At 45.3% G+C, this 22,022-nt stretch carries 19 protein-coding genes and 1 riboswitch; of the genes, 5 read left to right on the forward strand and 14 right to left on the reverse strand.

The annotated features are described in order from the left end of the window. Positions 1–2: 2 nt before the first annotated feature. The 7 genes from AB4Z50_RS23270 to AB4Z50_RS23300 all read right to left on the reverse strand — a co-directional run bounded on the left by AB4Z50_RS23270 (position 3) and on the right by AB4Z50_RS23300 (position 10,123). The gene (locus tag AB4Z50_RS23270) at positions 3–620 is read right to left on the reverse strand and encodes a YIP1 family protein (RefSeq protein ID WP_076267169.1); all 618 of its coding nucleotides are present in this window, start codon (positions 618–620) and stop codon (positions 3–5) included. Continuing rightward, positions 604–2,103, reverse strand: a complete 1,500-nt coding sequence (locus AB4Z50_RS23275; RefSeq protein ID WP_441882676.1) for a hypothetical protein — start codon at positions 2,101–2,103, stop codon at positions 604–606. Before AB4Z50_RS23275 ends, AB4Z50_RS23270 begins: the two co-directional genes overlap by 17 nt. 13 nt (positions 2,104–2,116) lie before the next feature. Further along, positions 2,117–2,977: a carbohydrate ABC transporter permease gene (locus AB4Z50_RS23280; RefSeq protein ID WP_256710834.1), complete on the reverse strand. Its 861-nt coding sequence runs from the start codon at positions 2,975–2,977 to the stop codon at positions 2,117–2,119. A 6-nt stretch (positions 2,978–2,983) separates the two neighbouring features. Next, positions 2,984–3,943, reverse strand: coding sequence for a carbohydrate ABC transporter permease (locus AB4Z50_RS23285; RefSeq protein WP_076267399.1), 960 nt, complete (start codon positions 3,941–3,943; stop codon positions 2,984–2,986). Positions 3,944–3,945: 2 nt separating this feature from the next. After that, entirely contained in the window at positions 3,946–6,951 is a 3,006-nt protein-coding gene (locus AB4Z50_RS23290) for an extracellular solute-binding protein (RefSeq protein WP_441882679.1), read from the reverse strand. Between the two features lie 159 nt (positions 6,952–7,110). Then, the gene (locus AB4Z50_RS23295) at positions 7,111–8,532 is read right to left on the reverse strand and encodes an ABC transporter substrate-binding protein (protein WP_441882681.1); all 1,422 of its coding nucleotides are present in this window, start codon (positions 8,530–8,532) and stop codon (positions 7,111–7,113) included. A gap of 652 nt (positions 8,533–9,184) precedes the next feature. Beyond that, a complete protein-coding gene (locus AB4Z50_RS23300; protein WP_441882683.1) occupies positions 9,185–10,123 on the reverse strand; it encodes a hypothetical protein in 939 nt (312 codons plus the stop codon). Positions 10,124–10,312: 189 nt separating this feature from the next. On the opposite strand from AB4Z50_RS23300, the gene AB4Z50_RS23305 reads away from it, so the two are divergent. Beyond that, the gene (locus AB4Z50_RS23305; protein WP_441882685.1) at positions 10,313–10,810 is read left to right on the forward strand and encodes a DinB family protein; all 498 of its coding nucleotides are present in this window, start codon (positions 10,313–10,315) and stop codon (positions 10,808–10,810) included. Between the two features lie 86 nt (positions 10,811–10,896). Here AB4Z50_RS23305 and AB4Z50_RS23310 read toward each other — a convergent pair whose 3' ends face one another. After that, complete coding sequence (locus AB4Z50_RS23310) at positions 10,897–11,097, reverse strand: copper ion binding protein (RefSeq protein WP_054023077.1); 201 nt, start codon at positions 11,095–11,097, stop codon at positions 10,897–10,899. Positions 11,098–11,120: 23 nt separating this feature from the next. Continuing rightward, positions 11,121–11,474, reverse strand: a complete 354-nt coding sequence (locus AB4Z50_RS23315) for a metal-sensitive transcriptional regulator (protein ID WP_441882687.1) — start codon at positions 11,472–11,474, stop codon at positions 11,121–11,123. 184 nt (positions 11,475–11,658) lie between these two features. Between AB4Z50_RS23315 and AB4Z50_RS23320 the strand changes: the two genes are divergently transcribed. The 3 genes from AB4Z50_RS23320 (at position 11,659) to AB4Z50_RS23330 (ending at position 14,660) form a co-directional block, all read left to right on the forward strand. Next, a complete protein-coding gene (locus AB4Z50_RS23320; protein WP_441882689.1) occupies positions 11,659–12,603 on the forward strand; it encodes a hypothetical protein in 945 nt (314 codons plus the stop codon). A gap of 111 nt (positions 12,604–12,714) precedes the next feature. Further along, positions 12,715–13,452, forward strand: coding sequence for a glycerophosphodiester phosphodiesterase (locus tag AB4Z50_RS23325; protein ID WP_441882754.1), 738 nt, complete (start codon positions 12,715–12,717; stop codon positions 13,450–13,452). A gap of 5 nt (positions 13,453–13,457) precedes the next feature. Further along, entirely contained in the window at positions 13,458–14,660 is a 1,203-nt protein-coding gene (locus AB4Z50_RS23330; RefSeq protein ID WP_441882691.1) for an SLC45 family MFS transporter, read from the forward strand. A 57-nt stretch (positions 14,661–14,717) separates the two neighbouring features. Here AB4Z50_RS23330 and AB4Z50_RS23335 read toward each other — a convergent pair whose 3' ends face one another. The 4 genes from AB4Z50_RS23335 to AB4Z50_RS23350 form a co-directional block, all read right to left on the reverse strand. Beyond that, on the reverse strand, positions 14,718–15,584 hold the full coding sequence (locus AB4Z50_RS23335) for a YitT family protein (protein ID WP_076267179.1): 867 nt from the start codon (positions 15,582–15,584) through the stop codon (positions 14,718–14,720). A 256-nt stretch (positions 15,585–15,840) separates the two neighbouring features. Then, on the reverse strand, positions 15,841–16,119 hold the full coding sequence (locus AB4Z50_RS23340) for a hypothetical protein (protein ID WP_441882693.1): 279 nt from the start codon (positions 16,117–16,119) through the stop codon (positions 15,841–15,843). A 72-nt stretch (positions 16,120–16,191) separates the two neighbouring features. Next, complete coding sequence (locus AB4Z50_RS23345) at positions 16,192–17,931, reverse strand: ABC transporter ATP-binding protein (RefSeq protein WP_441882695.1); 1,740 nt, start codon at positions 17,929–17,931, stop codon at positions 16,192–16,194. A gap of 3 nt (positions 17,932–17,934) precedes the next feature. Then, on the reverse strand, positions 17,935–19,638 hold the full coding sequence (locus tag AB4Z50_RS23350; RefSeq protein ID WP_441882697.1) for an ABC transporter ATP-binding protein: 1,704 nt from the start codon (positions 19,636–19,638) through the stop codon (positions 17,935–17,937). Between the two features lie 202 nt (positions 19,639–19,840). Continuing rightward, positions 19,841–19,919, forward strand: a riboswitch (ZMP/ZTP riboswitch). Between the two features lie 65 nt (positions 19,920–19,984). Between AB4Z50_RS23350 and AB4Z50_RS23355 the strand changes: the two genes are divergently transcribed. After that, complete coding sequence (locus AB4Z50_RS23355) at positions 19,985–20,830, forward strand: bifunctional 5,10-methylenetetrahydrofolate dehydrogenase/5,10-methenyltetrahydrofolate cyclohydrolase (RefSeq protein WP_441882699.1); 846 nt, start codon at positions 19,985–19,987, stop codon at positions 20,828–20,830. Between the two features lie 77 nt (positions 20,831–20,907). Here AB4Z50_RS23355 and AB4Z50_RS23360 read toward each other — a convergent pair whose 3' ends face one another. Next, entirely contained in the window at positions 20,908–21,864 is a 957-nt protein-coding gene (locus AB4Z50_RS23360; protein WP_076267183.1) for a sugar-binding transcriptional regulator, read from the reverse strand. Positions 21,865–22,022: the final 158 nt, after the last annotated feature.

The raw sequence follows: 22,022 nt of genomic DNA on the forward strand, positions 1-22,022 counted from the left end.
ACCTACCTTCGGAAGTTTATTTCTTTGAACATGTCGATTATAAAGTTAAGGAGTTGATTGATTAAGCCAAACATCAGAATGCCAATAAACCAAATAATTAATATGCCGACGATGCTCAGCACCGTAATCCAGATCATTTTGCCAAGCTCAAAATCATGAACGATTCTTACCTTAAGCAAGAGCAGCCACCCTACCCAGTAAAGAGTAAGATTGATTAAAAACGAATAAATAGAGCTTTCATCCAGCGCCAAAATATTCGTTAGCAGCGTGATTGGGATAATAAAGATCGCATAAGGAACCAGCGCAAATGCACTGCCGACAAACACTTCCTTAAATTTCCCTTCTCCTTCAAGAATCGCACTGACGCCCCAGTTCGATATCGTCCACGTTACCCATGGCACAACGATCCATATCAGCTCATGTACAAACGAGATCTCATACGTTTCTCTCGTCTCGAACGCATACCCCGTAATTAGAATGGCAACCATTCTCGCGATATAAGCCAGCGCGACGATGAACAACGCTTGCCCCCATTTAATGCGGCCCGGCTCCTGAATATCGTGGTAAAAATCGATCGGGTGCACGAGCACCTGCCGCATCATTTTAAACGTTGCGATCATAAGGCACTCCTCCCTTCACCTGAACCACTTTAGCCGACTTGCGGTCTATCAGCATCGCAGAAGCTCTGCGCCAAACAAAAGGTATGATGTAGCGCAAAAGAACGATAAGCACGATAATGGCTAAACATATCCATGCAAAATGCTCTCTAATATATTCCTTTCGATATTCCTTGAAAGCGACCGAGTAATCGTAACGCGATCTTGCCAGCTCAAAATACTCCATAGCTCCCTTATAGTTTTCCGCTTTATAGAGAGACTTGCCGATTGCGAGATAGGCTAGATCAAAGTTTGCATTCAAATGCAAAACCTCGTTCCACATTCCCTCCGACTCTTTGTATCGTCCATCAACGAATAACCGCGATGCGTCATGCACCAGATCTGCAAATGGCGTCGTACGGAACAAATCGATGCGATTGCGTCCTTTATCGACCACATACACCGTGCCGTCTGCTGACTGATCAAGGCTTGATGGCGTTATAAACAAGCCGTTCTGATCGCCGAGCCCTCCAAACACGAACAAGAAATTCCCAAGCTTATCGTACTGATAAACTTTGCTGGACTGAAGGTCAAGTGCGGTGATAACACCGTCCTTATCTACAGCTAGATCAAGAAACGACGGTACTTCGAAAGGGCCAGCATCAAAACGTCCACCGTACCTTTTAGGAACAATATTGAGCGTATCCACACCAACAGGCGATAAACGCTTCAATTGGTTCATTTCTGTTCCAAGTGTGGACGTGTAGACGAAACCTTCCTCATCCTGCACCGCATTGGAGAACTCGAGCGGCTTAACGACTGACAATTTTGCCTTCTGCTCCTCCGTTGCAACGAGCTTAACGAACAATCTGCTCCAGCTGAAGCCTACATGATTCGCACCATAAAACCCTTTAAATTGCCCATTTGGATCAATTTGAATGAGGCCCTGTGTGTTTCCGTCACTCACGACAAACATGTAATTCCGCTTATCCACGAGCAGCTTTGATGGAGAATACGAGAAAGTTGCTCCGAGCAGCGGACTTTCAGGCTTGCCGAACTGCTTCTGGAATTTCCCGTTTTTATCAAAAATAGCGATTCGTTGGTTTTTGGTATCCGCTACATAGATGGTTCCATCCTGCTTCACGTAAACGCCTTTTGGCTCGTTCAGCTTGCCGTCGCCTTCTTCGTCGCCGATAATGTTCAGCACCTCATGCTTCCCATCCAAATGGACGACCCGGCTATTTCCTGTATCCACGATATAGATCGTTCCATCGTCAGCAAGGAAAATATCTTCTGGCGAGCTAAATGGTCCAGTTGATAGGTTATAACCGTCAATTGAGCTCTCATACATGTACCCGTTGATCGAGTGAACATCTTGGCCCAGCTTATTTCTCGTATACCCTTCATAAGGAGAGGCCGCGAACGTTTGAACAGGTAGAGCTGTAACTAGCATCAGTAAAGCGATAGCTGTACTGACAACGAATCGGAATATCGTAACCTGCTTCATCCCGGTTGTCCTCCTACTCTTTCAGACCTGAATGCGCCATCGTTTGCAGCACTAAGCGCTGCGTTACGATAAAGACGATTATCGTCGGCACAATCATCAATAAACTTGCCGCGGCAAGCGTGCCGACACGCGCAACGACGCCGTATCCACCGCTTAACGTCTGGATTGCCAGCGGCAGCGACTTCATATCCTGATCGGTCGTATAGACCATTGCTGGGTATGGATCATTCCAGGCTGATATAAAGCTGAATAGTGCAAAGGTCGCGATAGCTGGCTTCAGCATCGGCATGACGACAACCCAGAACACCTTCCACTCGGATGCGCCATCCATGCGTGCTGCCTCCAGCAAAGCATCCGGGATTTGGCGCAAAAACTGCGTCATGAGAAACATCCCTATCGGAGCCGCCAAATACGGCAAAATCATCGCCCAATACGTATTGATCAAACCGATTTTGCTAATGAGCAAATATTGCGGAATTTGCACGACCATTGGCGAGAACATAATTGCAAGTACGACCATGTTGAATATAGCGCTGCGAAACGGCATATTGTGCTTCGCCAGCGGATACGCTGCCATGGCCGATACGAGAATGCCAAAGCCAACAATACAGGAGCTGATCAGCAAGCTGTTAAAAATAAACCTGGAGAACGGAACGCTTGTCGTTCCCGTTATGAGCAATAAATCGCGAAAATTGACTAATGTCGGATTGTTCACGAAAAATCGCGGCGGAAACAGGAACAGCTCGCTTGTTGGTTTAAAGGCTGTAGATACCATATAAACCAGAGGGGCAAGCATCAAGAGACCGAACAACGTTAGAAATAGATAAAGGAAAAACCCTCCCCAATCCTTCCTGCCTTTCACTGCGCCAGTCATATCGGTTCAGTCCTTTCCTAGCCATTTGAATATGAGACGGTTTAGTCCGATCATCATGACGAACAACACAACCGCGATCGCCGCAGCGTAACCCATCTCAAACTTGATAAAGGCATAATCGAATAAATGTGTCAAAATCGTATGGCCTGCATAAAGCGGACTCGGCAATCCGACGAGCTGCACGCTCACATCAAACACGGTCAATGAGCTAACAACCTGAAGCACTGCGCCGAACAGCAATTGCGGCTTTACGGATGGAACCGTAATATAAATGAGCTGCTGCCATCTATACTTAATTCCGTCGATTTCCCCAGCCTCATAAAGATCCTTCGGTACGTTCTGAAGTCCGGCTAGGAAAGCCAAGAACCCTACCCCCATCGACATCCATAGCGAGACGATGATGATAACGGGTACGATCGAATTAATATTTTGCAAAAATAAATAAGGCTCATCGATAATGCCCAGCTTCGAAGCAAAATAGTTAAGCAAGCCTTTGCGGTCGCCCGCAAACAGGTAGAGCCATACGACCGACATCGCCGTAGCGCTCGTAATGGACGGCGTGTAATAACAAAGCGTATAGAAGAAGCGGTATTTTTGCGGAATTTGGCTGATGAGCCAAGCCAGCAAGAACGCCATCACATAGCCGACTGGCCCTGTAATGAACGCAAATTTCAACGTAATGCCAATCGCCTTAAGAAAAATATCGTCGTCGACAAACAACAGCTTGTAATTGGAGAGACCAATAAACTTTGGCGCCTCCAGAATGTTGTAATAGGTAAAGCTGAGTACAACCGAAGTGACGACCGGTACGATCGTAAACAAGGTGAACAGGATAAGAAATGGAGCGAGAAACAGGTAGGAAACCCTGTTTCTCTTCATTTCATGCCACAGCAAAGACAATTTGCTCGGTTTGCGGAGGCGTTCCGCTGCCGGAGTGACCACGGTTGCCGCTGAATCAGTGTTCATTTTCACGGGCTGTCGCCTCCTTTGGAAGTTGCTTGACTGGAAGATGCAGGCGCATCATTTAAACCAAATTCCTCGCGCTTCTTGCGCAATTCCTTATCGATTTCCTTAACGCCTTCCTCCACCGCTTCACGCGGTATTTTGCCATTCAATACGATTTGGTTCCAAATATTCGCGATATGCCTGGTCGTGTAGTAACCGCCAATGACAACCTCGCGCTCCTTGAACCATTCCCACTGCTCGAGAATCGCGTTAATATCAGAGGATTGCCAAGGCATCCGCTTCAGCGCCTCGATATTAGCGGTATTCCATCTTGCTTCTACGCCAAGCAGCGCTTCAAGCTCGGAGCCGAATCTTTCCTGCGTATCTGCACTCGTCCACCATTTCAGAAATTCCCATGATTGTTCTTTCATATCGGTATCTTTGAAAATCATGCCCGTTTGCGCGAGGCCGCCGGTTGAACGGTTAATTTGCCCGTCCTCCTGCTCGATGCCCGGCATCGGCTTCATGCCCCACCAGCCTGTAAGCTCCGGCGCTGCAGTAGATAGCAGCACGTAAGTGGAATAGTCCGCCACCCCGATTGGCATTTCGCCGGAACGGAAACGGTTATAGAAATCGGCTTGCTTCGAAATTTTAAAGTTCGTGAACAATCCTGTCCAAAGCTTGAATGCCTTTATCGCCTCTGGCGAATCAAGGTTCGAATATTTACCGTCTTCACGGTAAAACTCGCTGTTTTGCTGGAACAGGAACGGCGCAAACTCATTAATCGCAAGCGCCGGATTATTCGGAGCATGCGGGTAGAAAAAGTCCATTCCGTTTTGCTGCAGGATCGGAATAAGATCCATAACCTCCTGCCAAGTGTCTGGAATTTCAGACTCGGAGATGCCCAGCTGCTGCATAATATCTTTGCGATAGAACAACATGTTGAAGTTTTGATTTTCTGGCAACGCGTAGCTGCCGTTATTATATTTGTAAGGAATAAGTGCACCTGGCCTGAATCGAGCGGCCACTTCATCGTAATCGTCGTATTCCTCCAAGTTGACCAATCCATTGCGCACAGCATAATCAATTGGAATTTCACCCTCTACACCAAGCGCAACATCTGGCGCTAAACCCGCCGTGCTTGCCAGCAAGAGCACCTGCATCTGCTGAGCCGGAATCACGTTGACATTTACTTTGATGCCTGTTTCTGTGGTGAAATCCTCATCAATCATTTGCTTAATAATGTCGACCCAGTCGCGCCCTCTCGCTACCCAAACGTCCAGCACCTTCTCGTCTTCATACACGTTGCCGATACCGCCGTAGTTTTTCGTGAATGAGCTCGTAAAGTCGTAAATCATCGTCCCGGTTCTTGCCAGCCAGCCTGCATCAGGCTTCGGCCATGCCGTATCTGGCGATTTAATGATGAGATAGTCAAGCAGCAAGCTCTGCTTGCTCAGCCCATTCACCCATGTTCCAAGCGATGCCTGCAAATCATTGAATTGCAGCATGCGTCCTGGAATGGAGGTTGTATCGTTAGACATGCTGAGCAGCACGTCGCGCGCTTCGTAAAGCGGACTTACTTCAGAGCTGCCCTTGTCAACGCCCAGCTCATAAAGGCCTTTGATCGTATCATCGAAGCTCTTGGCCATAAGCTGCAGGCGCGGTACGAGGTTTGCGATATTTTGCTCCAAGCGCCAGTCGCCATTCGGATCGGGGTTCGTACCCGTAACTTGAATAACCTCACGGCCGAGCAGTGACATTTTGCGTGTCGTATCTGTAACCGTCTCGAGCATTCGCCCAAGCGCACCAACCTGAACCTCCATTCGAATCGTATGCTTGCCCTTTTCTAGATAATAGAGATAGGGCTCATTGCTCTCGCTGTCGCCGCCAAACTTAGCAACTTGGAACTCCGCCTTATAAGGAAAAGAAATTTCATTCATTTCTTTAAATGGCAGCTTGCCGTCAATCGTTACCGTCCGCTGTGTTGGCATTCCGTTAAGAAACCATTGCCCATAACGTGCTCCGATTTCGTACAGACCGCTTTCAGGCACCTCAATTTCCCATTCCGCCCACTGTCCGCCCGTTCGCCAGCTAGCGCCGCCGAACGTGTTAAGTACAATAGAATCTTTTTTGAATGGCTCTGTTAACGGCTCGCGATCCTCGATACGCTTCAGCGTCGGATCGGATTTTAAGGTCGACAGCTCGGCCTGCGCCTTAATAAGCTGTCCCGCTGTTTTCTTGTAGCCCTTCTGTTCATATGTGCTGGCAACCTCGGCGTAAGTTGGTAGCTTTACCGGCGAGTAAATGTCAATTTTCCCAATTGCCGCAGGCTCCCTAACCGCCTGAAGGCGCAGCGTATGCTTGCCCTTTGTCAGATAGAAACGAAACGGCTCGTACGTTTTGCCTTCTGCATCACGGAATTCCCGGTATTGCCAACCGAATGTCTCTTCCCTGCGTGGATTGAATTCATTATTCTGATTGTCAAACCATGTTTTTCCGGCTTCCTTCCACATCCTTTGGAATTCCAGCTTCTTCGCTTGGAAAAACGGATATTTTCCGTCAATTTGCAAGCTGCGAACGACGGATGAGCGCTTGCCCTCCATCGCGTAATAGCTCATTCCCATTTGATAATAGCCATCCTGCGGCACTTCAAAGGAATAATCCGCCCAGCTGTCCTCATCTATAAGAGCCAAGGCTTGACCTGACTGGTCACCTAAGCCCGAAACGATTTGTGTTCCTGACTCGCTGATTCCCTCATAATCTGTAGAAGACAGCGTGATGCTGAAATCCGTCATATCTGACGCTCCTTGTTCACTCCAGCTGTCTACATATTTATTAAAAGACGGCTCCAGCTTGCTGCTGGCGTCTTCACCTTCCAAAATTGACGATTGATCGATTCCAGCATCCAGCGCAATTCCAGCCATCGCATCATCGTTGTAGCCCCTTGAATTATTCCACCATAAAAAGAAGCAGACTAATGCGGCAATGACAACCAATGTTACCTTATACTTGCTTAGCCAATGAATCACCAAGGAGCACCCCCTTGCCATACTAGCGTAAACGGCTTGCGTCATTTTAAGGCGGCGCAGCTATCGTTTCGCGATAAATGTTAAAACGCATCGTTGTGTTATCATGCCGAATCATCCTTCAATGAAGGATGATTCGGTTTTCTGATAAAGGAAGCAAAATTATTGGGCGAGCTCTTTAATCAGTTTTTCCTTTTCGGCCTTCAGCTTGTTCTCAATGTTTTCTTGCGTTTGCTGAATGGCTGTTTTTGAATCAACGTTTTTATCAAGTGCGGCTAATACACCTTCAACCCATAAAGGCCATGCTAAACCGTCAAGACGAGTAAAACGTCTAATTGGAATGAGGCTGGCAAGCTCATTGTAGAACTTGTAATCCTCTTGGTCGCCGAGGTAAGGATTTGTATGTGACAGGTACCATTCTTGGCTTGTAATATGCTTGTAATCCGGTTGAACCGATTGTTCAATCCATAGTTTCCAAGCTGCTTCGGACGTTGTAATAAATTCTACGAATGCCCATGCTGCATCTTTATTGCTGCTTTGTGAAGGAATGACGAATGTCGATCCGCCCATACCTACGTTAAGTCCAAAAGGCATTGTTGTAGCTTTCCATTTGCCTTTTTGATCCGGGAAGTTGATTTCTAGATCACGTGCGCCGTAAGTTCCCGCTACGTACATCGGGGACTCGCCTTTTTTTACGCGCTGCTTGCCTTTATCACTGTAGATGCCGTCATGCGGAGCAATTTTCAATTGGTTAACTTGTTTTGAAATATCGAGGAATTTTACGAACTCATCCGTGTTGCGAACCCAGTTCATTTCGCTGTCGTAGTATCCAAGTGAATCGCCTAACCAGTGAACGGGTGAATCACGCCATTCCATGGAATACTTTCCGTTTGCTTTCAACGTTTGAGCTAATGTGAAGAAGTTGTCTGGATCTTGAATGTATTCGCCAAGCTCGGCTGGATCAGATGGCAAGCCCAGCTCTTCAAAGATGTCTGCACGGTAGTAAGTTACAGCAGGTGTAACATCCCACGGCATACCTAACAATTTGCTGCCGTCAATGGACGACCAGCGGTTCCAGTTATACTCCGATACAAGGCTTTGATATTTGCCAGCATCATATTGCGGTTGAAGCAAATCCTCCAGCACATTTCCTGTGCTATAGCGTGTAAATTGGCCTTGCTCAACAAGTGCAACATCCGGCGCTCCTTTGCCAGCTGCCAAAGTCGTTTGCAGCTTATCGTGCAAATCTCCGAACGGTACAAAAATCGTTTTCAGCTTGATATTCGGATAAACTTCATTAAACGCCTTTTGAAGCGCAGCATCCTTCTCTTTGTTGTCAAGGAACGTCCAGAACGTTACTTCACCTGCAATCGACGGATCAATGGAGGACTTGGCAGCCCCGCCATCAGGCTCAGAATTATTAGCAGCCGGCTCATTTGTAGACGCTTCCTTATTGCCTTCCGTATTCGCAGGCGTATTCTCTTTACCATTATTAACCGAGTTTTTACCTGCACCGCTGGAGCATGCCGTTACGAGCATAATAAGAGCCAACATAAAAATGAAAGTGCTTGTTAACTTTTTCATTTAAAAAAGCCTCCTCCGTAATTTTGAATAAAGCGTTTACATTTTAACCCTTAAAGGATATAGTCATTAATGCCTTGCTTGATTATGGTTCATAGATGAGTAAACAGTGTTTAACACATTTGTTAATCAGAAGCATTTTTTTGCAGGCATCAAAAACGATTTCTATTTTTTTGTTTCTCTTGCTGCTATGACTCCCTCTAGTTATCAGCATTGTAAAGCTTAAACAACTCCTGCTTACTTTCACTGCTAGGCTTCTGTTTGAATTAAACATAAGCAGCTCTTGACTTAACAGCCCAGTTTGCTTATATTCTAGTTAATTTATTAACCGTATAGCGCGAACCTATATTCATGCATTAAAACATACGTAAACTTGTTCAGCTCAAGCTTCACCTCCATGAGAAATAACCATTATATTAATCGATTAATAATTATGTTACATGATTTAGTTTAACACGTATTTTTTCGTTTTCAAGTACTAAAATTCGATTCAACCAAAATTTTCGTTCAACTTTTTTCAATGCTGAATCGCATTTTTATTTACTATCTGCGTAACACCCGCTGGATTGCCTCGTTTTTCATGTTTAAGCACAAAAAAATCACCCATTTCTGAGTGATTAGCATTTATATAAATATTTAATGTTGATCATTTTTTTCACTCTGCCTCAATGATAAATGGAACAATAAATGTTTTTCCTCCACGCTGAAATTGCCCCCACATTTTATATAAACCCGGTTCAGGGAAACGAGTGGAGAATTCAGCGGTCGGCCCACTTCTGTTGTCATCCTTCGGATGGACATGCAGGTAACGGCTCCTATCCTCGCTCAAAATAACAACATGTCCGATAGCCCCTAAGTAAGGCTGTAAATCACTAATCGGTTCTTTCGTTTTTTCATCGCTTAACGTGAATATCAAATCTGTCTCTTGATCGGCTTTGAATGAGGAAATCTTCAAGGAGACAGCAATACCATCAACGATTTTTGTTAGGTTTTTATCCTTCTTCAGCGGCTCCTGAGCTTGTTTTGCTCCTGACACCTGTAGATGGGACGTAACCGTCATCTGCGGAGAACCTGTCGGAATAAAATCTGCATATAGCTTATAGTTTCCACTCTTGTTGAAGGATGCAGCTACCTCGAACTTACCTTTCCCTTTATACTCAGGATGAATATGCATGAAGTCCTTCAAATCCTCGCTTACGAGAATGAGGTGCATGAGCTTCTCATGATTGACTTCATATTTTTCAATCGCCTTTCCCGCATGATCATAAAGAAACAGCTCGATATTTGTTTCTTTCCCAGGATCAGGACGCACCGGCGAATAACGCCATTCCAGCTTAATATCGGCCGCTGACATTTGTTCTAAGCGGTTGTGGCCGCTATGATTTTCCGAAGTATCATGTTCCATCTCATCGCCTTGTGCATTAGCCGTATGACCACGATGTTCATCAGTGACAGCAACATTGCTCACAGCATGCTGGGAATGATCACTGACTGCCGGGCTTCCGCAGCCCGCCGCAAGCAAGCCAAGAATTATGATTCCCGCAGTTACTGTCCGCTTCCGATACTTTTTTGTATGCAAAGCCGATTTATTCATAACCATTCACCTCATGCTTTAAAATCTAATCTCATCCATTATTGCCCATCGACCTCAGCCTCAATCCTGCTAACGGACGATAGTATGCGTTATCCCAGCGCTTAGAATATTGTAATAAATAGTACCAAGTCATAGTACCTTGTTATATGATTATAGTAGATATTACCATCCGCTTAAGGAGAGGATCAGATGGATGATTTTAATGAGTATTTAGCTACAACTAGAGAGAAATTGTTAAATGAAATATCATGCCTAGATGACGATGAATTCAATCGTACATTTGAAACTTCAATGTGGAGTATAGCTCAGGTTTGCCATCATTTATTGAAAACGGAAAATTTGTTTAGAAAGGCCATTTTGTTCGGGCTTAAGCAAAAGATTTTATCCAAAACCGAACGTCAGCCTATTGAAATTGTGTTGGATAAGTCGGTGAAGTATCAAGCTCCCCAAATTTCAGAACCTGATTCAGGACCATTTCAAGTATCACAGATCATTCAATTATTAAGCGAATCAAGAAATAAGTTAATGGATGTTCTTGTTAAGATTGAGGATAAATCTATTGTAGAGGAAATAGCAGTGAATCACCCGAGGTTTGGTAACTTGCCTTTAGATCAATGGATCGAACTGCTATATTTGCATGAGCAGCGGCACACAGAGCAAATTAAAGATTTAAAAGCACTTCGTTAATATAAACGTATATTTATTGCTTTCATAATAAACGAAATCAGAACCAAAAAAAAGAGGGGCTGTATTCAGCCCCTACCTGCTTTATTTTATACGATGTCGTAGCCTTGATCCTCGATCGCTGCTTTTACTGCCTCTATCGTAACCTTCGATTCGTCGAAATCGACTGTTACTTTCTTGTTTGCCAAATCTACCTTGCCTACCGCTCCTACATTTGCAACGGCCTTCTCAACCGAACTGACACAATGACCGCATGTCATGCCCTCTACCTTCAATACTGCGTTTGCCATCATTAAAATCCCCTCTCCGTCTATTATTTCATTAGTTTGTTAACGGTAATGAGCAATTCATCGATAACTTCACTTTCGCCTGCTTGAATACGTTCAATTACGCAGCTTCGCATATGTCCTTCAAGCAGCAGCTTGCCGACACTGTTCAAAGCGGATTGTGCTGCGGCAATCTGATTAAGCACGTCATCACAATACGTATCCTTCTCTATCATCGCCTTAATGCCCCTAATTTGTCCTTCAATTCGGTTCAAGCGCTTTGTTAAATTGTCCTTCATTTGTGAGGAGTGATGACTCTTACGCGGACCGTTTGGGTCGCAGCAGTCATCCGGTGGATGGGAATGCTCATGACTCCCATCGATTATTGCTTCATTGTCCATTTCGCATACCTCCATGGGGTATTACTTGATAAATTCATCATATCATACCCCTTAGGGGTATGTAAATACTCTTTTTAATAATGTAAATTTATCCCTTATATTACACTTTTATTCTTTTCGCTATTATGCTACGATCATCCTCGTGTTCATCCTAAACCACATCGAATCGGAGGAATATCAGTTAATGGATTATTATGCACATGTCAAATGGTTTACAGACATCATCGCGGAGAAACAACCGCTTGCCGCCATTCTTTCTCCTTTTTTTATGAAGCTGGCAATGATTATCACCGTTCTGCTCGCTGTGCTAACCAAGTTCCTTCCTGAGTTATCGAGCTCAAATTTGTCTACAAAAGTGGATCGTCAGCTCGTTAAGCTCCGGCGATATTCCTTACCCATCCTAAAGTACGGCACAGCTGCTGCTCTTCTCATTCAAGCAGCTTCCGGAACACGCTTCGCACTGGAATTTAAGCTTACAGACGGCTGGCAAACGATCCTAATGTGGACTGCAATCATATTACTGCTTATTCCGCGGCATTATGCAACAAAAATTGGTGCACTTGTGCTGCTCGTTCTATTCATTGAAACAGGCATTGAAGCAGGAATATTTCATATGCTTGATTATGGTTTTTATTTGGCCATTATCGGCGCCCTGCTGCTCGAGCGAACTAAACTATCCGAATGGGGATTCCCCCTTCTCTATTTGGGAACAGGCTTATCGCTTTGCTGGGTCGCCGTAGAGAAATGGATTTACCCGACAATGGCAGAAGATATTATTATTAAACATCACGTACCCACGTTTGGTTTTGACACCTCACTATTTATCGTCATGGCCGGTTATATAGAGTTTTTGGTCGGTTATTTACTCGTAATCGGTATTTTAAACCGAATGTTGTCTGTGGTGCTAACCTTCATTTTCATCTCAGCAACGATGCTTTTTGGCATGAAAGAGCTGATTGGTCATTTTATGATTCACATCGTACTGCTTTTGTTTATTATCGAAGGCGCTTGCATCTATAAGAAACCGCTCTCCGTTTATCGCACGACCTTCACGCAAATGGTGTTTGTTCCGCTTAATTTTATTTTCGTACTAGCTACCTACCTCCTCCTGTATTACCGCTTCGCTTAACTCTTATTGGAATCATTCCGGAACCCACTTTTTATTCGTGTTTGACACAGCCATAATATTACTTCTATATAGTTAGTAATAGACTCTATTGTGCAGAAAGGATGAATCGTTATTAAAACTATTATTAATTTCGCCCATCGCGGAGCAAGCGGTTATTGTCCCGAAAATACGCTCGCTGCATTCAAGAAAGCCATTGAGCTAGGTGCTACTGGCATCGAAATTGATGTTCAACTAACGAAGGACGACCAAATCGTTATCATTCATGATGAATCACTAATGCGGACAACCGGCTTGAACAGGCTTGTAAAGGATACAGCATACGAGGAGCTGATGTCACTCGATGCCGGCAGCTGGTTTGACCCCACCTTCCAAGCCGAACGAGTTCCACTTTTAGAGCAGCTTCTTGAGCTTCTCCGTCATACGGATATCATTTTAAATATCGAGCTTAAAAACGGTATCATCCAGTATCCAGGTTTGGAGCAAAAGGTAATTGACATGGTTCGAGCAATCGGTATGGCTGATCGCATCATCCTATCCAGCTTCAATCATTATTCGCTCTTGCTCTGCAAGCAGCTGGCCCCTGAAATTCGTACGGGTGTTCTGTATATGGAAGGGCTTTATCGTCCTTGGGAATATGCGGCGACGCTTCAGGCTGATGCACTGCATCCTTTCAAATACGCTGTAACGCCAGAATGGACAGCTTCCGCCGCTGCACATGGCATTGCCTACCATCCGTTTACGGTTAATGATGCGGAAGAGATGGAGCGACTTATTAACGCAGGTGTAGACGGAATCATTACGGATTATCCTGATCGATTGGCTGAGGTGCTATTAAGGAGAGGGGCATAAGCGGTATGAAAAAAACATGGCTGCTCGGGTTCGGTTTTTTTAGCATCAGCATTACATGGGCGCTTTACAACGCATTCGTCCCCTTTTTTCTCGATAAATTTTTGACGAGTACGGCGCTGATTGGATTCATGATGACGATCGATAATTACTTTGCTCTTTTTTTGCAGCCATGGATTGGAAGCCGCAGTGATCGCACAAACACACGCCTTGGCCGAAGAATGCCCTATTTGCTCATTGGCATGCCACTTGCAGCCTTGTTCGGTGCGCTCATCCCTTGGCACACAAGCTTGCTCACGCTCGTATTGTTTATGGTGCTTATGAATCTGTCGATGAGCCTGTACCGCTCCCCGACTGTCGCGCTTATGCCCGACATCACTCATGACAGCAAGCGTACAAAAGCAAATGGCATTATTAACTTCATGGGCGGGATCGGCTCCATTATCGCTTTCGCAGGAGGCTCGTTTCTATATGAGAAACATCACTCACTCCCTTTTCTAGTTGCATCCATTTTAACGCTCATTTGTTTAGTCATTCTCTTGAATAACATAAAAGAAAAACGTGATGCGCTCTCTTACTCGCCTGCTGAGAAGACAACAAAAATATCGTTCAAAGAACAATGGAACCGTCCTACGATCTTTTTGCTTGGTGCAATTTTCTTCTGGTTTCTTTCCTATCAAGGGGTTGAAGCCTTCTTTACTCTGTACGGCACAAAGCACTTACAGCTGACCGAAGGACAATCATCATTCTCGCTCGCCTTCTTCTCACTCGCTTTTGTAGCTGCCGCCATTCCAAGCGGATTGCTTGGCAACCGCTTCGGCAAAAAGCTTATTATCACATTAGGGGTTATTGGCCTCATCGTTATTTTTGCAGCGATCTCTTTCGCAGACGCGCTGCTCCCGCTTCGTACCTTGCTTATTGTCGGAGGCATCTGCTGGGCGATGATCAATATCAATTCCTATCCGTTTATCGTTTCGCTCGGCAAAGAGCAAAGCATCGGTACACGGACAGGCATCTATTACTTAATCTCTTCACTTGCTGCTATCGCTTCACCGCCGCTCATGGGCGGCTTGATTGATCTGCTTGGATATTCCGTGCTGTTCTACTTCTCATCAGGAGGCATGGTTATTGCGCTCTTGTTCCTGCTATGTGTAAAAGACAAAGGTCTCGCTAGACCTGTGAGTGATTCAGCTATTCCATCAAGCCTATAATATAAAAAATCCGGCTGCGCGTCTTCTGACGCCGCAGCCGGATTTTATTGTTATACCTTAGTGGATGCTGCCTTTGCTGAATCCGCCGCCCATGACGTCGGATACATGCTCGATAGCAATAAAGGCATTCTCATCGATGGATTGCACGATGGCTTTGAGCTTCGCAAGCTCAAGTCGGGATACGACGCAATAGATCATTTGCGTTTCATCCTTCGAATAGCCGCCGCGCGCTTGGATCAATGTCGTTGTACGACCTAAACGGTCAATAATCGCTTGCGATACCTCATCATATTCAGAAGAAATAATCGTTACCGATTTCGACTCATCGAGACCTTCCACAACGATATCAATTAATTTAATCGCTATATAATATGTAAACATCGAGTACATGGCTGAATCCCATTCAAACACAAATCCCGCAATTACAAAAATAATAACGTTAAATATCATGATAATTTGTCCGACTGGCATACGCATTTTCTTCGAAATCAGGATCGATACAATTTCTACGCCGTCCAGCGACCCGCCGAAACGTATCGCAAGACCAACACCTGCGCCGAGAATAAGACCACCGAACAAAACAGCAAGCAGCTTTTCTTCTGTAAATGCTTCAACGTGATGGAGCAATGATGTCGTGATCGACATGACGATAATGCCATAAAGGGTTGAGATCGCAAACGTTTTCCCAATTTGTTTGTATCCAAGAATTAGGAAGGGTACGTTTACTACAAACAAGAACACGCCGAGTGGAAGCGATGTGAGGTGCGCCAACATAATCGATATACCGGCAATGCCGCCATCGATTACATTATTCGGAACGAGAAACAATTCGAGTGCGACGCCCATTAAAATCGAACCAATCGAGATAAAAATAAACCGCTTAAAAATTTCTAAAGATGATAACCCCTTATGCGTTTTTGCCAACTGCCCATCCTCCGTTTACCCGATTTCATCCTATAACTTTAGCATAAAAAAGCATTTTTTTCAAAAACGCATGTACCTCGTTTAGAACATATGCTGTACTATCCTGTCCTTATTCCGTCGCAATAACCGTGCAAAACATCTATTTTCAGCTAGTGTTTACAAAAATATTATAAACTTTCCAACAGAAGAAGAACTGCCTCAGCCAACATGCGCTTGGAAGCAGTCCTTCATAGACTTACCTTTTTATGCTCACAGATTAGTCTACGTAACCTGCAAGGCCTTTGTCCATCAAATAATCCATCTCTGCGTCCAAGATCGATTCCACGACCAGCTCATTTGACTTTACATCAGGACGGCTCAGTACATAATCTACGAGCTCGTCGCCGTCAATATCCACCTCGCCATTTTCATCTTCCTTCGCGCTGCCGATGAACGCTTGCTCATGCTTTAATACAAGCTTAATCAGCTTCTCATCCGCGTTTGTTTCGTTTGCTATATACTGCAAAAGTTCTTGCTCGTTCAGTTGTTCTGTCATCGTTAGTCATCTCCTAATTGTATCGCTCGTCTCATTGTACCACATTCATATGACCTTTATGAGACCGTACGTCTATACTTGCTGTAAAAATTGACTGCCATGCAGTTGATCATACAACCCTTTTTTCGCAAGCAGCTCATCATGTGTACCCCGCTCTGCAATTTCACCATCTTTAATAAATAGAATGGTATCCGCATTTCGAATGGTACTGAGTCGGTGCGCAATAACGAAGCTCGTTCTGCCGCTAAGCAGCTTTTTCATCGCTTCTTGAATTTGGAGCTCAGCCAATGTATCTACACTGCTCGTAGCTTCATCGAGTATAAGCAGCGCAGGGTCTCCAAGAATGGCACGAGCAATCGTGATAAGCTGGCGCTGCCCGTGGCTTATGTTCCCGCCTTCCGCTGTCAATTCGGTCTCATAGCCTAGCGGAAGCTTCGTGATGAAGCTATTCGCATTCGCTTGGACAGCCGCCTCCTCCACCTCTTCATCGGTAGCATCCAGCTTGCCATAGCGGATATTCTCACGAATGGTACCCGAGAACAAATGGGCATCCTGCAGCACGATTCCAAGCTGTTTACGCAAGCTGTTTTTGTCTATCGTGCAAATGTCTTCGTCATCAATCAGTATTTGACCGTCCTTGATCTCATAGAATCGCCCAATCAGATTAATGATTGTAGTCTTGCCGGCTCCAGTTGGACCCACTAGCGCAACGGTCTCTCCCGGCTTCGCAATAAAGGAGATGTTATTAAGCGCTGCGGTTCCGTCATTATATTCAAACCGCACATCGCGAAACTCTACCTTGCCGCCAATCGATTCCATCTCTCTCACGGACTTGGGTTCTTCATATTCTGATGGAATATCCATCATCTCAAACACCCGCTCCGCGCCTGCTACCCCCGACTGAATCATATTGTATTGATTGGCGACCTCATTCAAAGGGCCGGAGAATTGCTTTGAATAACCGAGAAAGCTTATGATGACGTCCACTGATGCGTGGCCGTGAATCGCCAGCCAGCCGCCGACACCTGCAATGATCAAATAGCTGATATGACCAAACATGTTCATGAACGGGCCCATCGTACCCGAATAAATTTGGGCTTTGGTTCCGACTTTCTTCAGCTTCGCATTAGCGGCGCTGAACTGCTCAGCCATTCGCTCCTCTTGATGAAACAGGGCTACGACCTTCTGTCCCGATACCGTCTCCTCGATAAAGCCGTTAAGCCCGCCAAGCTCCTGCTGCTGTCCTTTGAATTGACGCTGTGTTACCTTCGCAATTCGCTTCGTTACCAAAACAATGACCGGAATAACAATGAGTGCTACAAGCGTTAGCCACACATTTAAGAAAAGCATCATCGCGAACGAACCTATGAGCATGATGACGCTTGAGATGATCTGAATTAAGCTTTGGTTCAGCGTATTCGTAACATTGTCGATGTCATTTGTCGTGCGGCTCATGAGCTCTCCGTGATTTTTACTTGCAAAAAACGGAATAGGCAGCTTCTGCAAATGATTAAATAATTCCTTGCGAAGGCTCCATACGGTCCGCTGCGACACATCAGCTAAATATAGGGCTTGAAGCCAGCTGACTAAGCTGCCAGCCGCGTATATGCCAAACATAAGCAAACAAATAGAAAGCAGCCCATCGTATCGCTTCGCAATAATATAATCATCCAAAGCTTTGCCCAAAAAATAAGGACCAGCGAGCGTAAGTCCTGCGGCAACTATCGTTAGTGCAATAACCGCCAGCAGTCTAGCGCGGCCATGAAGCAAATAAGTTCCAATTCTTCTTAATGTCGTTAGCGTATGATTCATCTATCAAGCTCCTTGCTGGGAAAAGGCCATTTTCTGGTATAGCTTGCTTTGTTCAAGAAGCTCCTGATGCGTGCCAATGGCTGTAATTCGACCATTCTCAAGCACGATAATCCGATTTGCCTGCTGTACGGATGCAATTCGCTGACCAATGATAAGACAAGTGCTGCTCTTCATAATCTCTTGCAACGATTTGCGTATGAGTAAATCCGTTCTCAGATCAACCGCGCTTGTACAATCATCAAGGATCACAATTTTGGGTTTCAGCAGCAACGTCCTAGCAATGGACAACCGCTGCTTTTGGCCGCCGGACAGATTGACCCCGCGCTGGCCAAGCAGCGTATCATAGCCATTCTCCAGCTTCATAATGAATGCATGAGCCTCAGCTGCCTTGGCTGCTGCCTCTATTTCATCCTGACTCGCATCCGGCTTGCCATAGCTGATATTGTCACGAATGGTTCCACTGAACAGATGCGCCTGCTGGAGCACCATTCCGATTTGGCCATGCAGCTCTGCAGAAGCGATCTCGTTAATCGGATAGGAATCAATGCGGATCATTCCCTCTGTCGCTTCATAAAACCTTGGAATGAGGCTGACCAGCGTTGATTTTCCTGAGCCGTTCACCCCTACGATCCCAATCGTCTCGCCCGGCTCTATATCCAGATCTATGTCGTGAAGTATGTTTTTCTCCGAGCCTTCGTAGCAGAAGCTCACATGGTCAAAAGTTATTCTGCCAGCTTGAATTTTTTTGGACTGCTCGTTAGCTTTTCGTTCAGCTGTCCATTTATCTGCCGGAACCTCCAATATCTCGTTAATGCGGTCAGCAGAAGCCTTGGCCCGAGAGATTGCAATCAATTGATTTCCAAGTCCTAGAGTAGAAAAGAGAAGCTGTGTAATATAAGTTAAAAAGGCGGCGAGACTGCCCACCGACAGCGCCCCGTGCTCAGAGAGCATTCCGCCATACCATAATGCAGCTACAATACTAAAATTAAGAATGATCGACACAAGCGGCGTATTAAGCGCAACGATCTTAGCTGCTTTTAGACTGGCATGCAGTAGATTTGAGTTCGTTTCATTAAAACGTTCTTCCTCGTAATCGGACCTTACAAATGCTTTCACAACGCGGATACCAGACAAGTTTTCTTGCATCACGGTATTCACTTGATCAAGCCGGTGCTGCATCATTGAAAACAGAGGAACGGTAATCCGAGTTGTAATGATGAGGAAGAGAGCTAATAAGGGTATCATTGCGAGCAAAATAATAGACAGGCGCGGGCTTATTACAAAAGCCATGACCAGACTGCCGATAATAATAAATGAATTTCGTGCAAATACGCGGAGCAGCAGCAATACTAAGTTCTGAATTTGTGTGACATCGCCCGTCAGTCTCGTCACGATAGAGCCTGAACCAAAACGGTCAAGCGATCGAAGCGAYAGCGACTGGATTTTTTGAAACAGCTCCTGCCTCAGATCAGCTCCAAAGTTTTGCGACGCTATCGTCGAGAACACCGTACAGCCGACACCTGCTATTAGTCCGATTAATGCGGCGATCAGCATTTTGGGCGCGGTGTTCGCGATTGCTGTGAGATCACCTGCTATAACGCCCTCATTCACAATGCTCACCATGAACCGCGGCTGCAGCAAATCCATGAACACCTCTAGCAGCATAAACAACGGTGCCAGCACAGCGCTCAGCCAATATTTCCTCAAAAATCTTGTGAGCTTTAACAACTTACCACCTCTATCTCCCATCATTTTGCGCAAACTGCAATAAAGAGGGCAGCGCGACCCGCTCCCTCTTGGTAAAGTAATTATAGCATCCATCCTCTCGTTTCTACACCTAAATAATCATAAAATTACGTTAATGACTCGCTTTTGAACTTTCCACCTGTTAAAATCAAAATACCAATAAAAAGCTGTGCGTAACTGGCGGAACATGGGCAACCATGAGGAAGCGCACAGATCATTAGCCGTACGCCTGGGCAAAGGTAAGGGGACATACCCCTTGCCTTTTTATGTTTTTTTAACATTTATTTATAAGGGGCTGAGGTAGAAGATGACGGAAAAACTGATTTTGGATGGAGCCATTGTGGCCGATGCTATTAAAGAGCAGCTGAAAGCAAGGGTTGAGACTCTTAGCACGCGGGGAATCATTCCATGCTTAGCGACAATACTAGTAGGCGATGACCCTGCCTCTGAAACCTACGTTCGAATGAAGGGAAATGCATGCAAGCGGCTTGGCATTGATTCCAAACGTATTCATTTGAACAAAAACATATCCACAGATGATTTAATTGATGTTATTTTGCAGCTTAATGCAGACCCGCTTATTCACGGCATCCTCTTGCAGCACCCTGTACCGCATCAAATTGATGAGCGTGCTGCCTTTGAAGCGATTAGTATCCATAAGGATGTTGATGGTGTAACCGCGTTAGGTTTTGCTCAAAATGCATTTGGTTATGCCCAGTATCCGTCATGTACCCCTGCTGCTATTATGGCTATTCTTGATTACTATGAAATCAAGGTTGAAGGCAAACATGCCGTCGTCGTTGGACGAAGCCCGATTCTAGGCAAACCCGTTTCTCAGATGCTGCTGAACCGCAATGCAACCGTAACAACCTGTCATTCCAAAACAGAAAATTTAGCGGAGCTATTGCGCCTTGCCGATATCGTCGTTGCTGCAGTCGGCAAACCAAGCTTTATTCAAGGGGAATGGATTCGCGATGGCGCTGTAGTGCTTGATGCAGGGTACAATAAAGGGAATATTGGGGACGTTGACTACGAGGCATGTCTAGCAAAAGCAAGTGCGATCACCCCTGTGCCAGCAGGCGTAGGTCCTGTTACGATCGCCACGCTTCTGAAGCATACGGTTGACTCCGCTGAGCGATTTGCACTTCATTAAGAGATATAGGAAGAAAAACGAGGGGATCTTATTTGCTGCTTTGCAGCTAAGATCCCCTCGTTCGTTCTATAGGATGTCTACACATCCCGTTCTAATAAATACCTCGCTGTAAACTGATCGGTAATGAGTACATTCGTGTAGCCGCCGCGCAGCGCGCCATAAATGCCATCTACCTTCTTCGCTCCGCCTGCCACAAGTATCGACTGGTCCTTGCGTTTCAGTTCATCGAGACTGATTCCAATCGTGCGCTGGTTCATGAGTGTTGAACAAATATTTCCTGTAATATCGATATAGCGTGAGCATATATCGCCAGCTGCCTTCTCGCGAATAATTTCCAGATCGGAATCTGTGAAATAATTGGCTCTAATTAATACAGAATCATCCGTAGGGGCTCCCACGGTTACAACGGCAATATTAGAAAGCTTCCCTAGCTCCAAAATATTGCGGATATGGCGATCCGATTCAATCGTCCGCTTCACAACCTCATGGTCAACAAGCGCCGGCAGCGGAATAAAGTAAGGTATCGTATGAAAAGCCTTGCCGAATAAATGAACAATTTCATAAGCGTATGTATTGGTTTCCGAATGGCTAACCCCGCCGTTGAGCTGCACGACCTTAACGTCGCGAACCGGCTTATCCTTAAGCTGAGAAGCCATTTGAAAGAGCGTCGTTCCCCACGTTGTCGCAATGATATCGCCATCTTTTACCGTATCGTATAAATAGTTCGCTGCCGCTTCGCCAATATACCTTTTTACGATGCTGTCCTCATACTGCGGCACAGAAACGATAACCGCTTTTTTCAGCCCAAACTTCGCTTCCAAACGATTCGCCAGAACAAAATTGTTTTCGTTCGGGTGTACGATTTTTATTTGAACGTACCCCTCATCCTTAGCCTGCTGTAAAAATCTTGATATCGTAGGGCGCGATACCCCCAGCTTCTGAGCGATTTCTTCCTGATTATAATCCAGTTCATAATACAGCCTTGCTACATCAATCATTTTGCTAAGCTTATCATCCAGTCGATCATCAGCCATCCAAGTTTCACTCTTTCTATTTATGTCTAGAAATGCAAACGGTATCTACTCCCTCTAATTTAACATAGGTTTCAAATGAAGTGTCGCCTTCTTTGTATGAAAACAACAAATCTTACTAAAAAAAACGTCCCACCCCACTCTTATCAAGTGGAATAGGA

This window comes from Paenibacillus sp. 2TAB26 (genome assembly GCF_052115145.1).
Classification (GTDB): domain Bacteria; phylum Bacillota; class Bacilli; order Paenibacillales; family Paenibacillaceae; genus Pristimantibacillus.

Bases quoted from the DNA above. Each gene is read 5' to 3' on its own strand.
- AB4Z50_RS23270 (WP_076267169.1), bottom strand. From the start codon at position 620: ATGATCGCAACGTTTAAAATGATGCGGCAGGTGCTCGTGCACCCGATC.
- AB4Z50_RS23275 (WP_441882676.1), bottom strand. From the start codon at position 2,103: ATGAAGCAGGTTACGATATTCCGATTCGTTGTCAGTACAGCTATCGCT.
- AB4Z50_RS23280 (WP_256710834.1), bottom strand. From the start codon at position 2,977: ATGACTGGCGCAGTGAAAGGCAGGAAGGATTGGGGAGGGTTTTTCCTT.
- AB4Z50_RS23285 (WP_076267399.1), bottom strand. From the start codon at position 3,943: ATGAACACTGATTCAGCGGCAACCGTGGTCACTCCGGCAGCGGAACGC.
- AB4Z50_RS23295 (WP_441882681.1), bottom strand. From the start codon at position 8,532: ATGAAAAAGTTAACAAGCACTTTCATTTTTATGTTGGCTCTTATTATG.
- AB4Z50_RS23300 (WP_441882683.1), bottom strand. From the start codon at position 10,123: ATGAATAAATCGGCTTTGCATACAAAAAAGTATCGGAAGCGGACAGTA.
- AB4Z50_RS23305 (WP_441882685.1), top strand. From the start codon at position 10,313: ATGGATGATTTTAATGAGTATTTAGCTACAACTAGAGAGAAATTGTTA.
- AB4Z50_RS23310 (WP_054023077.1), bottom strand. From the start codon at position 11,097: ATGGCAAACGCAGTATTGAAGGTAGAGGGCATGACATGCGGTCATTGT.
- AB4Z50_RS23315 (WP_441882687.1), bottom strand. From the start codon at position 11,474: ATGGACAATGAAGCAATAATCGATGGGAGTCATGAGCATTCCCATCCA.
- AB4Z50_RS23320 (WP_441882689.1), top strand. From the start codon at position 11,659: ATGGATTATTATGCACATGTCAAATGGTTTACAGACATCATCGCGGAG.
- AB4Z50_RS23330 (WP_441882691.1), top strand. From the start codon at position 13,458: ATGAAAAAAACATGGCTGCTCGGGTTCGGTTTTTTTAGCATCAGCATT.
- AB4Z50_RS23340 (WP_441882693.1), bottom strand. From the start codon at position 16,119: ATGACAGAACAACTGAACGAGCAAGAACTTTTGCAGTATATAGCAAAC.
- AB4Z50_RS23345 (WP_441882695.1), bottom strand. From the start codon at position 17,931: ATGAATCATACGCTAACGACATTAAGAAGAATTGGAACTTATTTGCTT.
- AB4Z50_RS23355 (WP_441882699.1), top strand. From the start codon at position 19,985: ATGACGGAAAAACTGATTTTGGATGGAGCCATTGTGGCCGATGCTATT.
- AB4Z50_RS23360 (WP_076267183.1), bottom strand. From the start codon at position 21,864: ATGGCTGATGATCGACTGGATGATAAGCTTAGCAAAATGATTGATGTA.